12 protein-coding genes and 1 pseudogene are annotated in these 14,004 nt (G+C 68.1%); 6 read left to right on the top strand and 7 right to left on the bottom strand.

Annotated elements, in window-relative coordinates; genetic code table 11:
* Positions 1 to 54: 54 nt before the first annotated feature.
* Positions 55 to 2,016, top strand: coding sequence for a TIGR03960 family B12-binding radical SAM protein (locus AVL59_RS40465; protein WP_067314452.1), 1,962 nt, complete (start codon positions 55 to 57; stop codon positions 2,014 to 2,016).
* A gap of 393 nt (positions 2,017 to 2,409) precedes the next feature.
* On the opposite strand, the gene AVL59_RS55335 is transcribed toward AVL59_RS40465, so the two are convergent.
* From AVL59_RS55335 to AVL59_RS40445, 4 genes and pseudogenes are all read right to left on the bottom strand, one after another.
* Positions 2,410 to 3,531: a cytochrome P450 gene (locus AVL59_RS55335; RefSeq protein ID WP_418361220.1), complete on the bottom strand. Its 1,122-nt coding sequence runs from the start codon at positions 3,529 to 3,531 to the stop codon at positions 2,410 to 2,412.
* A gap of 132 nt (positions 3,532 to 3,663) precedes the next feature.
* Positions 3,664 to 5,034, bottom strand: a pseudogene (locus AVL59_RS53795) (NAD(P)/FAD-dependent oxidoreductase); the annotation flags it as partial.
* Complete coding sequence (locus tag AVL59_RS40450; protein ID WP_079147497.1) at positions 5,031 to 5,258, bottom strand: ferredoxin; 228 nt, start codon at positions 5,256 to 5,258, stop codon at positions 5,031 to 5,033. The gene AVL59_RS40450 and the pseudogene AVL59_RS53795, both read right to left, overlap by 4 nt.
* A gap of 863 nt (positions 5,259 to 6,121) precedes the next feature.
* The gene (locus AVL59_RS40445; protein ID WP_067318356.1) at positions 6,122 to 6,952 is read right to left on the bottom strand and encodes a ZIP family metal transporter; all 831 of its coding nucleotides are present in this window, start codon (positions 6,950 to 6,952) and stop codon (positions 6,122 to 6,124) included.
* A gap of 218 nt (positions 6,953 to 7,170) precedes the next feature.
* Between AVL59_RS40445 and AVL59_RS40440 the strand changes: the two genes are divergently transcribed.
* A complete protein-coding gene (locus AVL59_RS40440) occupies positions 7,171 to 7,743 on the top strand; it encodes a hypothetical protein (RefSeq protein WP_208870534.1) in 573 nt (190 codons plus the stop codon).
* Between the two features lie 74 nt (positions 7,744 to 7,817).
* On the opposite strand, the gene AVL59_RS40435 is transcribed toward AVL59_RS40440, so the two are convergent.
* Both AVL59_RS40435 and AVL59_RS40430 read right to left on the bottom strand, forming a co-directional pair.
* Entirely contained in the window at positions 7,818 to 8,075 is a 258-nt protein-coding gene (locus tag AVL59_RS40435; protein ID WP_067314449.1) for a hypothetical protein, read from the bottom strand.
* Positions 8,076 to 8,086: 11 nt separating this feature from the next.
* The gene (locus tag AVL59_RS40430) at positions 8,087 to 9,040 is read right to left on the bottom strand and encodes an alkylmercury lyase family protein (protein ID WP_067318354.1); all 954 of its coding nucleotides are present in this window, start codon (positions 9,038 to 9,040) and stop codon (positions 8,087 to 8,089) included.
* A 75-nt stretch (positions 9,041 to 9,115) separates the two neighbouring features.
* On the opposite strand from AVL59_RS40430, the gene AVL59_RS40425 reads away from it, so the two are divergent.
* From AVL59_RS40425 to AVL59_RS40415, 4 genes are all read left to right on the top strand, one after another.
* Positions 9,116 to 9,526 (top strand): heavy metal-responsive transcriptional regulator, encoded by a 411-nt coding sequence (locus AVL59_RS40425; RefSeq protein WP_067314447.1) that lies wholly within the window; start codon positions 9,116 to 9,118, stop codon positions 9,524 to 9,526.
* Positions 9,527 to 9,984: 458 nt separating this feature from the next.
* A complete protein-coding gene (locus tag AVL59_RS40420; protein ID WP_067314446.1) occupies positions 9,985 to 11,031 on the top strand; it encodes a Dyp-type peroxidase in 1,047 nt (348 codons plus the stop codon).
* Positions 11,032 to 11,052: 21 nt separating this feature from the next.
* The gene (locus tag AVL59_RS52855; RefSeq protein ID WP_159400200.1) at positions 11,053 to 11,193 is read left to right on the top strand and encodes a hypothetical protein; all 141 of its coding nucleotides are present in this window, start codon (positions 11,053 to 11,055) and stop codon (positions 11,191 to 11,193) included.
* A gap of 415 nt (positions 11,194 to 11,608) precedes the next feature.
* Positions 11,609 to 12,973 (top strand): glutamate decarboxylase, encoded by a 1,365-nt coding sequence (locus AVL59_RS40415; RefSeq protein ID WP_067314444.1) that lies wholly within the window; start codon positions 11,609 to 11,611, stop codon positions 12,971 to 12,973.
* Between the two features lie 192 nt (positions 12,974 to 13,165).
* On the opposite strand, the gene AVL59_RS40410 is transcribed toward AVL59_RS40415, so the two are convergent.
* On the bottom strand, positions 13,166 to 13,843 hold the full coding sequence (locus AVL59_RS40410; protein ID WP_067314442.1) for a GAP family protein: 678 nt from the start codon (positions 13,841 to 13,843) through the stop codon (positions 13,166 to 13,168).
* Positions 13,844 to 14,004: the final 161 nt, after the last annotated feature.

The raw sequence follows: 14,004 nt of genomic DNA, 5'->3' as shown, positions 1-14,004 counted from the left end.
TTCGGCCGGGTTACGCTTGATGGTCACCCCTGTCAGCTCATGAAGGTTCGCGAGATGCCTGTCGAGTCGGTTTTCCCGCAGCTCGAAGCTCTGCTCCCCCACGTGCAGAAGCCGATCCAGTACGTCGGCGGAGAGCTCAACTCCACCGTCAAGAACTGGGACGAGTGCGACGTCCGCTGGGCACTCATGTACCCGGACGCGTACGAGGTCGGTCTGCCCAACCAGGGCGTCATGATCCTCTACGAGGTCCTCAACGAGCGGGAGGGCGTCCTCGCCGAGCGCACCTACAGCGTGTGGCCGGACCTGGAGGCGCTGATGCGGGAGCACGGCGTCCCCCAGTTCACGGTGGACAGCCACCGCCCGGTGAAGGCCTTCGACGTGTTCGGCCTGTCCTTCTCCACGGAGCTGGGCTACACGAACATGCTGACGGCCCTGGACCTCGCGGGCATCCCCCTGGAGTCCAAGGACCGCACCATCGACGACCCGATCGTCCTGGCCGGCGGCCACGCGGCCTTCAACCCGGAGCCGATCGCGGACTTCATCGACGCGGCCGTGATCGGTGACGGCGAGCAGGCCGTGCTCGACATGACGCGGATCATCCGCGAGTGGAAGGCGGAGGGCCGCCCCGGCGGCCGCGAGGAGGTCCTCTTCCGCCTGGCGAAGACGGGCGGGGTGTACATCCCTGCGTTCTACGACGTCGAGTACCTGCCCGACGGCCGTATCGGCCGCGTCGTCCCCAACAAGTCGGGCGTCCCGTGGCGCGTCTCCAAGCACACGGTGATGGACCTGGACGAGTGGCCGTACCCCAAGCAGCCGCTCGTCCCCCTCGCCGAGACGGTCCACGAGCGCATGTCGGTCGAGATCTTCCGGGGCTGCACGCGAGGCTGCCGCTTCTGCCAGGCGGGCATGATCACCCGCCCGGTGCGCGAGCGCTCGATCACGGGCATCGGCGAGATGGTCGAGAAGGGCCTCAAGGCGACCGGCTTCGAGGAGGTCGGCCTGCTCTCCCTGTCCTCCGCGGACCACACGGAGATCGGCGACATCGCCAAGGGCCTGGCGGACCGCTACGAGGACGACAAGATCGGCCTCTCGCTCCCCTCCACCCGCGTGGACGCCTTCAACATCGACCTCGCCAACGAACTGACGCGCAACGGCCGCCGCTCGGGCCTGACCTTCGCCCCTGAAGGTGGCTCGGAACGCATCCGCAAGGTCATCAACAAGATGGTCTCGGAAGAGGACCTGATCAGGACGGTCTCGACGGCCTACGGCAACGGCTGGCGCCAGGTGAAGCTGTACTTCATGTGCGGCCTGCCCACCGAGACCGACGACGACGTCCTCCAGATCGCCGACATGGCGACGCACGTGATCCAGAAGGGCCGCGAGGTGTCGAGGTCGAACGACATCCGCTGCACGGTCTCGATCGGCGGCTTCGTCCCCAAGCCCCACACCCCCTTCCAGTGGGCGCCCCAGCTTTCCGCGGAGGAGACGGACGCCCGCCTCGAAAAGCTCCGCGACAAGATCCGCGGCGACAAGAAGTACGGCCGCTCGATCGGCTTCCGCTACCACGACGGCAAGCCCGGCATCGTCGAGGGCCTCCTGTCCCGCGGCGACCGCCGCATCGGCGCGGTCATCCGCGCGGTCTACGAGGACGGCGGCCGCTTCGACGGCTGGCGCGAGCACTTCTCCTACGACCGCTGGATGGCCTGCGCCGACAAGGCGCTGACCGCCTTCGGCGTGGACGTCGACTGGTACACCACCCGCGAGCGCACGTACGAGGAAGTCCTCCCCTGGGACCACCTGGACTCCGGCCTCGACAAGGACTGGCTCTGGGAGGACTGGCAGGACGCCCTCGACGAGACCGAGGTCGACGACTGCCGCTGGACGCCGTGCTTCGACTGCGGTGTCTGCCCGCAGATGGACACCAGCATCCAGATCGGCCCGACCGGCAAGAAGCTGCTGCCGTTGACGGTCAAGAACGCTGGTCCGACGCCGGCTGCGAGGGGTCACGCGCACTGAGGTGGGCGAGGCACTCGATCGGGTGGTTGAGGCGTTGGCGGGGGTGAGTGAGGACGAGGTGGCTGCGGCGCCGGCTGCGGTCGTCGCTTCGCCCCCTCGCCCGTCGGCACCGCTGGCGTCCTCTCGGGCGCCGTTGCCGGGCCCGGGAAGTACTCCGCACATCGTCTCCGAGGTGGAGTGGGTCTGAGGCCGTTCCGGTGTGTGCACCCCGGTGTGACCTGTCGAGCCCCTTCCCTGGTTGGGAGGGGGCTCGTTGGTGTCTGGTGGCATGTGAGCCCGTGATTCGGCTGAGGTGACGTCCTTCAACCGCGGCTGAGTTACAACCTTCTCTACGACTGCAGAGCCGGCCGGGCCGTCCCCGGCGCGACCTTGCAACTGCCCTCGGCTACCGCGTCAACCGTCACCCTGCTCGATGTCCAGATGGATCGGACCCCGAAGAACGGGGCTGGGCCGGTACGGCGGCGGGTCGGCGACCAGCCTGGGGCGGTCGAGCCGGCGTACCAGCTCGGTCAGCGCGATCTGGGTTTCCAGCCGGGCCAGCGGGCCGCCGAAGCACAGGTGGATGCCGCTGCCGAACCCCAGGTGCTGGTTGTCACGCCGATCCGGGTCGAAGCGGTCGGGATCGTGGAAGCGCTTCGGATCGCGGCTGCCCGAGGCCAACATGAGCATGATCTGCGAACCCTTGGGGATGACGGTGTCGCCGACGGTGATATCGCTGTACGCCGCTCGCCAGGGAATGATCTGCACGGGGGGCTCGTAGCGCAGCAGTTCCTCGACCAGCGGCACGACGAGGTCCGGTTCGTCACGCAGTCGCTGCAGCACCTGTGGGTGGCGCAGCAGCGTCAGCATCCCGTTGGTGACGAGGTTGACGATGGTCTCATGGCCGGCGATGAGCAGCAGTTTGGCGGTGGCGACGATGTCGTCGTCGGCCATCCGACCGTCGGGCCCGTCATCGTTGGCCAGCCGGCCCAACAGACCGTCGCCCGGCCGGCCGTGGCGCTGTTCCACCAAGCGGCCGAGGCACTGGCGCAAGTCCTTGCGGGCCTGTACGCCCTTGTCCAGTTTCTCCTTCGGGTCGGTCTTGGGGTTGTAGTCGATCGAGTTCATGATGTCGTTGACCCAGAGGTGGAACCTCGGCTCGTCCTCGCGTGGCACGCCGAGCAAGTGACAGATCACGGTGACGGGGAGCGGGAAGGCGAAATCGTCGACGACGTCGATCTGCTCCTTGCCCGCGAAACCGTCGATCAGGCTGCCGACGGTGGCGGTCAGGTCGTCTTCCATGCCGGTCACCAGCCCCGGGGTGTGCGGGGGGCCGAAGTGACGCGTCGCCATCCGCCGCAGGCGATCGTGCTCGGGCGGGTCCATGTGGATGAACGACGACGTGGCCCCTCCCTCGACTGAGGGCATCGGACGCGACAGATTGCGCACGTCGGAGCTCAGATGCGGGTCATTCAGTATGTCCGTGATCTCGTGATAGGTACTGATGACGTAGCTGCCGTCCTCCTGCCGAGCCACCGGCGTCTCGCGCAACTCGGCATACAGCGGGTACGGGTCGGCCCGGGCGGAGTAGTCGAAGATCCGTTGCAGCGTGCCGGGCGTCTCGGTCGTGGTCACCCGGCCTTCCTCCTGCCGATGCTGGTGTACGGCCGTGACGCGGCGCTCACCCGGGTCATGGCCTGTGACGACCACGGTGGCGCCCTGAGCGAGCAGGGTGGGGCCGGGGAGGTCGACGGGCACCGGTTTCATGTCGGCCGGCTGGTCCGGCGTGGGGCAGGGGGGCGGGAAGGGTGCGGCCGTCTCGATCAACCGTCGGTAGTGGTACAGCCACTTGGCGTTGTTGAAGCTCACGGCAGCCGTGACGCGGCCCCGATAGCCGTATGCGGTGACGAAACGGCGGTCGTCCAGCGATCCCTGGGTGACGGCCACCTCGTCGGCGAAGGTCGGCACGCCGACGGACTTGATGTTGACGCCGAACTGGATCGACCAGAACAGCGGGATGGACAGGTGGTGCCAGTGGTCCGCCTGGGCGCTGACCATGTTGTGTGCCGCGACCTCGGCCTGCTCCACGGCGTTGGCCCAGTGCTCCAGTGAGATGAGCCGGTATTCGTAGATGGGGTTCGGACAACGGGCCACGTCTCCCGCGGCGAATACGTCGTCGGTGACGCGGCCGTTGAGGTCGAGGGCGCGGCAGCCCGTGTCGCAGGTGATTCCCCACACGCCCGCCGCCAGTCCCGAGTTCCGCAGCCACTCGGTGTTGCGGATGCTCCCGAGTGCCACGACCGCCACGTCGGCGTCGATCGTGCTGCCGTCGTCGAAGTGAGCGCGGCGAAATCGTCCCTGCGCGTCGCCCTCAAGCCGGGTGACATTGACACCGCAACGCAGGTCGACGCCGTGAGCGCGCTGCATGTCGGCCGCAACCTCACCGATCACGGCACCCAGCGCCCCGACCAGCGGGGCCGGCGCGAGTTCGGCGACGGTCACCGGGATGTCCCGCTCGCGGCAGATGGAGGCGATCTCGGAGCCGGTGAATCCGGCACCGATGACCAGTACGCGGGAGGGGCCGGCGGCTAGGGCTCGTTGCAGGCTCTCGGCATGCTCGCGCGTACGTACGACGAACACTCCGTCCAGAGCCGCCTCGGACTCGACGAACCACGGCCGGGCCCGCACCCCGGTGGAGATCAGCACTCGGTCGAAGGGAACCTCGCGTCCGTCGGCGAGTCGCACGTGGTTCGTCGCGAGGTCCAGCCCGGTGGCGGGTACGCCCAGCAGCCACTCCGCATCGATGCCACGACGGCGGGGCAAAGCTGTGCCCCCGGCCGGCACCCACTCGGTCAGTACTTGCTTGGACAGGGGAGGCCGGTCGTAGGGCTCGCCCAACTCGTCGCCGATCATGGTCAGCGATCCCGTGAAGCCCTCGTCGCGCAGCGCCTCCGCGGCCCGCAGTCCCGCCAGTGACGCCCCGACGACCACGATGCGGCCATCGCGCTTGAACGCCTGCCAATCGTCGGCACTGGTCATGACGGCGACGCCTCCGCCGGTGCGTGCCGCACCTCCAGCTGGTCGACCAGGATCGCCTGGACCGGGCAGGCCGCCGCGGCGCGCAGCACCTGGTCGCGCCGGGCGTCGTCGGGGTTCGGGTCGTACATGAGCGCTTCCTCACCGTGCATCCGGAACGCCTCCGGAGCCAGGAACGCACACTGCGCATACCCCGCACATCGGGAAAGATCAACGACAACTTTCACCCAGACCTCCACAGGGAGTGGGAGTTGCAGACCCTCAAGTCGGCGCCACTCCGGCGTGCAACGAAGGGGGATTCGGCCGCTGCCCCTGCGAAGTGCGAGGGGGTGCACGGCGCTCGCCGGGTCTCCATGGAAAGAATTGATCATCGCGGCTAAGGCGATCGACTCCTGACTAGGGACGTATCCCTGGGTGCGGCTACTTTTTGGTTACGTGAGCGGCGCTCTGTTGGATTGCCGTTTCAACGAAAACCGTGTGGCACGGTGCGCCGGAATGCCGTCAGAGAATCAGCGTGACAGCGGCACCGACACCGGCGAGTCCGATGGCCCGGGAGACGAACGCCTGACATCCACCGTCGACATCAACGACGCTGGACAGCGGCGTGCCTTGATAGAGAACCGGCGTACGCGGCACGTCAGCGAGACGCCGAGTCTGCAGAGGAAGCCAAGGACAGCAACTGGGCCGCCCTTGTCCAGCCGACCGCTCCTCACCGAGCAGTCCGCACGTTGGCCATCAGGACCACCATGCCGTCGTCGCCGCAGCAGCGCCCTGTGGCCATCCTCCGGCCAGATTCGCCCACGCGAGCCAGACCGAGGCAGCGAACGCCCTGGTCAGCGCACCGTGGGCCGTGAACCCTTGGGCGGTCTAGAAAGCAGTCGTGGCGCGAGTCACCGTGGGTTCGAATCCCACACCCACCGCCACATCTCATCGAACGTGCTGATCAAAAGGGGCGCCCCTCACCGAGGGCGCCCCTTCGTCATGGGCCCTGTCTTATGTCGGACCGCCCCTGTCACGCTGTTGATCAGCCTGTGTGGACCAGACATGGACCACACGGTGTTCCGCACGGGGCCCGGAACGGGCCAGTAGGTCAGACGCCGGCTGCGGTGACGACGGCGTCGGTGGCGAAGCCGAGGAACACGCCGAGCAGGATCATCCAGGTGGTGAGTTCCTTGAGGCCGGCGCGGCGGGCGACGGCCAGGAGCTCGATGACGACGTAGAGGATGGAGCCGCCCGCGAGCCCCAGGAACGCGATGGAGAGCGTGTCGTTGACCAGGTGCTGGCCCACGAGGGTGCCGACAAAGGTGGGGCCGCCGCCGATGAGCCCGAGCAGCGCGAGGGTGCCCCACGAGGGGCGGGTGCCCTCAGCGGCCAAAGGGGCGACGATCCCGAAGCCTTCGGTGGCGTTGTGCAGGCCGAAGCCGATGACGAGCAGCACCGCGAGTGAGATCTCGCCCTTGGCCGCGGAGTTGCCGATGGCGAGGCCCTCGGCGAAGTTGTGCAGGCCGATGCCGATGGCGATCATCAGCGCGAGACTGCCGGCCTGCGAGTGGGACTTGGGGGCCAGTTCGGTCGCGGCGGCCGCGCCCGGGCCTTCGGACTGGGGCGTGGTGGAGCTCCGGCGGTGCGCGGCCCAGCGGTCGTAGTAGACCAGGCCCGCCAGCCCGGCGGCGAAGGCGGCGGTGAGGGCCAGTCCGCCGGATGCTGCCGTGCCCCAGTCGTGCTCGCTGAGAGCGGCGTCGGTGGGCTCCCATGCCGCGCTGAGCACGTCCCAGAACAGGAAGAGCAGGATTCCGATGGCCACCGCGTTGAGTCCCGCCCTCAGCCGGGGTGCGGCGCTGCGCAGGCGGCCGATGGGCAGGCCGAGATAGATGGTGAGACCGGCGATGGCGCCGAGCAGAGTGATCTGCGAACCGGACACGGTGCGCTCCAGGTAGCTGCGGAATGTGGGGAGGGGCGCGCAGAACATAGAGCAGGTAAGGCATACCTAACAAGTCATGCGGCGTCAGATCTCGGCCACGTCTCGGCAAGGCCACGCTTCGGGAGGCGTGCCAGTCGAGTCTGCACAGATCCGTTGACCACTCAACGGAATTTAGGTAAGCCTTACCTTTCTATCTTGCTGATCCGTCTGGAGCCCCCGTGTCTTCGCCGTCTGCCACCGCCACCTCCGCAGCCCAGCGACGCCCGCTGCGGTTGCATGACTCGTGGTGGACCGTAGGCGCCGCAGCTCTCCTGATCTGCCTCACGCTCGCCTCCTGCCTGTGGGTCTCCTCCCACCTGCGCGCCGACCCGGCCTTGCACACCGCGGCGCTGTTCATCCACCTGGCCTCACTCGTGCTGGGGTTCGGCGCGGTGCTGGTGGTGGACTGGTTGGGTGTGCTGTGGCTGCTCGGCCGGTGCACCCTGCCCGAAACGCTGACCACCGCTCAACGCCTCCACACCCCTGTGTGGGCCGGACTGGCCGGTCTGGTCGTCAGTGGCGCCATGCTCCATCCCGACTTCGGCTCCAACCTCACCCGCATCAAGCTGCTCCTCGTGCTTGTCCTCGCGCTGAACGGCTTGCAGTCCAAGGTCCTCACCCACCGCATGTCCCTGCACGCATTGCCCACACCTCCGCCTTTGGCCCTGCTCTGGGGCGCGGTCACAGCCGGCGTCTCACAGGTGTGCTGGTGGGGAGCGGTGGTCATCGGATTCCTCAACAGCCGGCACTGACCTCCGGAGCGGGACGGGGCCAGGCAACCCGTGGCATGGCAGTCAGCCGGTGAGCCGTCGGCCGAACATCGCGATCATCGAGGGCGACGCGGTGGGCGGCAGGACCGTCGGCGGCGCCGGAGCCACCAGGCCACGGCCCCGGCGGTCAGCAGCGCGGCGGCGGTGACCGCCCACCAGTTGCCGAGCCAGGCGGCGAGCGCGCCCGAGGCCGCGGCGACGATCAAGGCGGGTCCCGCGCAGCAGACGATGGCTGCGACGGCGACGGCGATGGCGGCGAGTAGCGCCGCCGTTCCTTTCCGGGCGGTCGGATCGCGGCGTTGCGGCGGGTTCATCGAGGTCCGGCTTACTGTGCGGGTACGGTCGGCAGGGAGCCAAAGATGTCCGCGCCCAGGCGCTCTGCCTCCGCCTGGTCCAGGACGGCGCCGCTGATGTCGGCGTGCTGCCCGGTCCACTGCTCGGCGGTGGCGTGCCCGGTGAAAAAGCGCAGGTAGCCGCAGCAGACGGCGGCGGCCGGGCCGGTGTCGGGGCGGGCGCCGTAGTAGACCACCGCGGTGTCCGGCTCCCAGGTGGTCTTTCCACCGGTGAACTCCACGCGGACGGGCTCGCCGGTGACCGGGTCGGTGGAGGCGATGACGGCGTCGGCGCCCAGCATGACCGGGATGCCGAGCGCGTCGATCGCGCACATCGACCACACCGTCGGGCCGCCGGCGATCTGCACGACGTGCTCGGTGGCAGTGGCGGAGAACGGGTACGCGGCCTGGATTCGGCCGGTGTCGTCCAGGGTGAGGAAGTCCTCGACGGCCAGGTCGGCGAGCACCCGGGCGGCGGGGACGCCGAAAGGCTCGGCCGTCGACTCCAGCCCAGCGGCCTCGGGCGGGGCGCCGGTGGTGGCGAAGGAGCGCAGGACGGCCTGTTGCACCGCCCGAAGGCCACCCTCGATCGGGGCGAGACGGCCCCGCCCGGCTCGGCCGGCCGCCCGGTCCGCGCCGCCGGTGGCGGGAGTGGCGAGCACCCGCCGCAATTCCTCGACGGAGGGCGCTCCGCCGACCCGGCCGTCCGTGCCACGGTAGAGGCGGCAGGAGACGCTGGCCGCAGTGCCCGGGACGGCGAACGGATCGCGGCCGTCTACCAGCAGCGTCGGGGAGCCGTGCATACCGCGCCGTTCCGCCTCCGTCTGGTCATCGACCACGTGCTCGGTGAGCTCCACATCTGTGCGGCCCGCGAGGGCGTGGGTCAGCCGTTCCCGCAGCATCGGGCCGTTCGGGCAGTCCGGGACGGTCAGCATCTCCACGTACATCAGCGGCACCTCCAGGTCATGCGGCGCACGCTAGACCTTCCACCGCACTGGAAGGTCAAGGGCTACGCTGCAGGTATGCGCATCGGAGCCCTCGCCGCTGCTACCGGCATCACCCCCAAGACCTTGCGCTTCTACGAGCAGGCCGGGCTGCTGGCGGACCCGCCCCGCACCTCGGGTGGCTACCGCGACTACCCAGCCCACGCCCGGGCTCGGGTCGGCTTCATTCGCTCCGCCCAGGCGGCCGGCCTCAGCCTTGCCGAGATCCGCGACGTCCTGGCGATCCGTGACGGCGGCCACCCGCCCTGCGCTCACGTCACCGAGCTCCTCGGCCGGCACCTCGCCGACGTCGAGCACCGGATCGCCGAACTGCAGGCGACCCGCGCCGTGCTGCGCGAGCTGACCCGCACCGCTTCCGCAACCGACCCCGCTACCTGTACCGAGAGCGACATCTGCCGCATCCTCGCTGCTTGCTGTCCGAACGCGTGAATATTTCGAATCCCGGCGCGCCGCCGGCTGCCTCCCAAACTCATGGACAGGTGCTGTCCGTTCTCTCGCCCGTCAGCGCCGCTGGTGTCCTCTCGGACGCCTCTGCCGGGCCCTGGGAGTGCCTCGCAGATCGTCTCTGAGGTGGAGTGGGTCTGAGTCCGGCGCCAGGATTTCGTACCGCTGTGTGACCACTCGAGGCCCCTTCTCTGGACGGGAGGCGACTCGACGATCTAGCGGGTCCGCACTCATTCCATCCCGGGCGGAGACCCCCGGTGCAGACTCGCAATACGCCGTCGACCCGCGGGGCCTGATCGTCTTGCCGACGCCCTGGAGGGCGACACTGGTGGCAACCGGACCTGCCCGCGCTCCTCAACGCCGGACTGACGTACCGGGGACTCGAAGCGCTCCAGGTCCCGCCGGCCGCCCTGAACACCTTCCCTGACGAGTTTCGGCAGGGCATGGCGGCGCGCGCCGAGTTCATCGGTGACACCGGTGAGAGTGCGCCCGCACGCTGGGAGCCGCCCTTCGGCACCGGCCAGGTCCACGTCGTGCTGTCCCTCCTGGCCGCCGACCAGGAGTCATTGGCGGTCGTCGTCGAACGTGCCCGCAAGGCCCACGCGCAGCTTCCCGGTCTTCAGGTCGTCCATCGCCAGGACTTCTACCAGCTGTCCACCGGGCGCACCAGCTTCGGCTACAAGGACGGCATCGGCAACCCCACGATCGAAGGCAGCGGCGCCGAGAGTCCGCCCGGTGACGGTTCCGTGCTCAAGGCAGGCGAATTCGTGCTCGGCTATCCCGACGAGACCGGAAACCTGCCGCCGATGCCGCAGCCGGCCGAGCTGGGCCGCAACGGCACCTTCGTGGCCTGGCGGAAGCTGCACACACGCGTCGCGGCCTTCCGCCGGTATCTCCACGACAACTCCGACAGCCCGGAGGAAGAGTCGCTGCTCGCCGCCAAGATCGTGGGCCGCTGGCAGAGCGGCGCCCCGTTGATCCTGGCACCCGAGCACGACGACCCGGCCCTGGGAGCGGACGACCAGCGCAACAACGGCTTCCGCTACGAGTCCGATCCGCGTGGCGCGATCTGCCCCCACGGCGCCCACGCCAGGCGAGCCAACCCGCGCGACTCAGAGATCATCGGCGACATCCGCCTGCACCGCATGATTCGACGGGGCACCAACTACGGTCCCCCGCTTCCGGCCGGGACCCTGGACGACGACGGCGCCGACCGTGGCATCGTCTTCGTCTTCATCGGCTCGCACCTCGACCGTCAGTTTGAATTCGTGAAGTCGCAATGGTTGAACGACGGCCATTTCACCGGCCTCGACCAGGAGAAGGACCTGCTCACGGGCAACAACGACGGCACGGGCATCTTCACGATCCCGCAGTACCCCATCCGGCGCCGCCTGCACGGCGTAGAGCGTTTTGTCATCACCCGCGGCGGAGAGTACTTCTTCCTGCCGAGCCTCAGCGCGCTGCGTTGGCTGGCGAACCCTGCCGCCTGAGCCGACTCGACGATCGCGTCAATGGACCCGGGGCTGTTGTGGGTGGCTGCCTGTCCGCAGATGGACACCAGCATCCAGATCGGCCCGACCGGCAAGAAGCTGCTGCCGCTGACGGTCAAGAACGCTGGTCCGACGTCGGCTGCGAGTGGTCACACACACTGACGTGAGCGAGGCGCTCGATCGGGTGATGGAGGCGCTGGCGGGGGTGAGCGAGGAGGAGGTGGCTGCCGCGCTGGCTGCGGTGGGTCCTTCGCGTCTTTGCCCGCCGGCGCCGCCGACCTGCTCCCGGACACCGCCGCCAGCTCCCAGAGTCAACTCGCAGATCCTCTCTGAGGGGGAGTGGGTCTGAAGCCGTTCGAGGCTTGTGCGTGCCCGTGCGGCCCTTGAGCCCCCATTCCTGTCTGGGAGGGGGCTCGTTGGCGTCTGGTGGATGTGAGGCTGCGAGATGGGGCTGTGGTGTCCCTCGGGCGCGTGTCGAGTCTCAGTTGATGGTTGACCGGTTGGGAATTGAGTGCCTGACTATTTGCCTCGGCGTGTCCCTCGCCGAGGCAGGCGCCGGCGCTGTTTGAATCGTCATATGACTAAGGGTGACGACGCGGCCCTGTTCGGCAACCGATTCTTGACCGTGCCTGCTCCCTCGGAGACCTTCCCCGAGGAAGGCATGGCTGCGACGGACGCAATGAGGCTGCTGGATGTGGACCTCGCCATGGAGGGTGACCCGCAGCGTAACCTCGCCACGTTTGTCACCACTTGGATGGAGCCGGAGGCGCAACGGATCATCGCCGAGAATCTCCACCGCAATTTCATCGACCATGCGGAGTACCCGATTTCCGCCGAGATCGAGCAGCGTTGCGTGCGCATGCTCGCCGGCCTCTTCAACGCGCCGGGCAAGACAACCGGATGTCGGACCCAGGGCTCGTCCGAGGCGATCATGCTCGGGGCGCTGTCGCTGAAGTGGAAGTGGCGGGAGCGCCGCCGGGCGGCCAATCTGTCGGTCGATCGACCCAACTTGGTCTTCGGCGGGGACGTCCACGTCGTGTGGGAGAAGTTCTGCCGCTACTTCGACGTCGAGCCGCGGATCGTGCCGCTTGCCGAGGGCAAGTACACGATCGGCCCGGAGGACGTGGAGCCTCACCTCGACGGGAACACGATCGGCGTCGTCGCCGTCCTCGGTACCACGTTCACCGGCCACAAGGACGATGTTGTCGGGATCGACAAGCTCCTGCGGGACGTCCGCAAGGAGCGGGACCTCGACATCCCGATCCACGTTGACGGAGCCAGTGGCGCATTTGTGTGGCCCTTCCTCTACCCGGATTCGAAATGGGACTTCCGGCTTGAGCAGGTCCGTTCGATCAACGTCTCGGGACACAAGTACGGCCTGGTCTACCCCGGCATCGGCTGGCTGATCTTCCGCGAGGAGTCCGACCTGCCCAAGGACCTCGTGTTCCACGAGAACTACTTGGGCAAGACCGACGCGACGTTCACGCTGAACTTCTCTACCGGCGCGTCGATGGTGCTCGCGCAGTATTACAACTTCGTCCGGCTCGGTCGCCAGGGCTACACCTACGTCATGAAGATGTTGCAGGAGAACGCCCACGCGTTGGCGGAGAACCTGCGTAGCAGCGGCCGCTTCGAGGTGATCGGGAGAGACCTCGAGCAGCTGCCGCTGGTGGCCTTCCGTCTTGCCGGCAAGCACGCCTACGACGAGTCCGACGTTGCCTGGCAACTCTCGGCCGAGCGCGGCTGGATGGTGCCGGCGTACACGCTCCCGCCCAACGCGGAGCGGGTGAAGATCATGCGTGCCCTGGTCAAGGAGACCCTGAGCCGCGAGCAGATCGATCGCCTGAGCCAGGACATTGAGGACGCGTGTCGCACGTTGGACGACAAGGGTGCGACCCATGAGAACGAGCGGGCCCAGGTCAAGCGCGGCACCGGCTACTGACGCACCTATGCTCCCCGGTTGCGCACCTGCTGCCTCTGAAGGCGTCTCCACCGCGAACCCTGCCTCGGGTGGATCTGCTGTGTGTGCCAGATACGTGCCGGATCGAACGGTCAGCCACGGTCAGTTGAGGGGCACAGCGGCGTCCACACGTTCGTGACCGCCGTCGCAGCGCACAACGCGTGGGTAAACCCGTCAGGAGGTGAGGATGCCGATGCTGTCACCGAGCAGTTTCAGCCCGAGTACGAAGAACAGGGCTGCCATCACGGCGACGTTGTGCCGAGCTGCCCAGTCTTTCCAGTTGCCGAGTGTGGTCTTCGCTCGCTCTCCCCCGAGCAGGTAGACCCCCAGTGGGGCTAGGAGGCCGAGTGTGGCGATCAGGACGAAGATTGCCAGCGATGCGATCTGCTGCCCGAGCGGCAGTCCGGCTGAGCCGATGGAGGCGGCCGCGGCGATGGTCAGCGGGGCGTTCTTGGCGTTGAGTGCGGCCAGGGCCAGTCCGAGTGCGAAGACCTTGACCGGCGTGAGGCTGTCGATCGCGCCCATCCATTTCGGCAGCTGGGCTTGTGAGGGATCCTTTGGGCGTCGGTGCCATTGCCGGGCGCCGAAGAGGACGAGGAACAGGCCCAGGACGAGCTTGAGGGCTCCCACCCAGGTGGCCGGGTGGTTGTGGGTGGAGGCACCTGCGGGGGGAGCGATCGCAAGCATTATCGCGCCCAATGCCGAGAGTCCCAGGATCCAGCCGACGGTGAAGAGGGGGCCGTTGAGACGTCCCCGAGGCGTGGCGAGTAGGAGGATGATGGCGATGATGGGAAGCGGGCTGATCGCGACGGCGGCCGCGAAACCCAGTACGTCACCGAGGACTTTGCCCATGATTGCCTCCAGGTGGGGGGCAGAGCGGCTGTCGAGTTGAGCGACGCTCTACGGGGATGAGTGACCCGACCGCCTGAACGCGTAGCCGTGGGACTGTCGTGGACGCGTTCTGGACGTGTGAAAGAGGGCCCCGGAGCCGGGTCCGCAGCCTCTCCGGAAGC

It is taken from the genome of Streptomyces griseochromogenes, from assembly GCF_001542625.1.
In the GTDB taxonomy this organism is placed as follows: domain Bacteria; phylum Actinomycetota; class Actinomycetes; order Streptomycetales; family Streptomycetaceae; genus Streptomyces; species Streptomyces griseochromogenes.
The sequence above is the reverse complement of the archived record's forward strand: the minus strand, read 5'-3'. Positions and strand labels throughout refer to the sequence as shown.

Excerpts from the sequence above, each read along its gene's own strand:
- AVL59_RS40410 (WP_067314442.1), bottom strand. The coding sequence starts at position 13,843 with ATGGGCAAAGTCCTCGGTGACGTACTGGGTTTCGCGGCCGCCGTCGCG.
- AVL59_RS52855 (WP_159400200.1), top strand. The coding sequence starts at position 11,053 with ATGGACCCGGGGCTGTTGTGGGTGGCTGCCTGTCCGCAGATGGACACC.
- AVL59_RS40420 (WP_067314446.1), top strand. The coding sequence starts at position 9,985 with ATGGCGGCGCGCGCCGAGTTCATCGGTGACACCGGTGAGAGTGCGCCC.
- AVL59_RS40430 (WP_067318354.1), bottom strand. The coding sequence starts at position 9,040 with ATGTACGTGGAGATGCTGACCGTCCCGGACTGCCCGAACGGCCCGATG.
- AVL59_RS40465 (WP_067314452.1), top strand. The coding sequence starts at position 55 with ATGCCTGTCGAGTCGGTTTTCCCGCAGCTCGAAGCTCTGCTCCCCCAC.
- AVL59_RS40415 (WP_067314444.1), top strand. The coding sequence starts at position 11,609 with ATGACTAAGGGTGACGACGCGGCCCTGTTCGGCAACCGATTCTTGACC.
- AVL59_RS40425 (WP_067314447.1), top strand. The coding sequence starts at position 9,116 with ATGCGCATCGGAGCCCTCGCCGCTGCTACCGGCATCACCCCCAAGACC.
- AVL59_RS40435 (WP_067314449.1), bottom strand. The coding sequence starts at position 8,075 with ATGAACCCGCCGCAACGCCGCGATCCGACCGCCCGGAAAGGAACGGCG.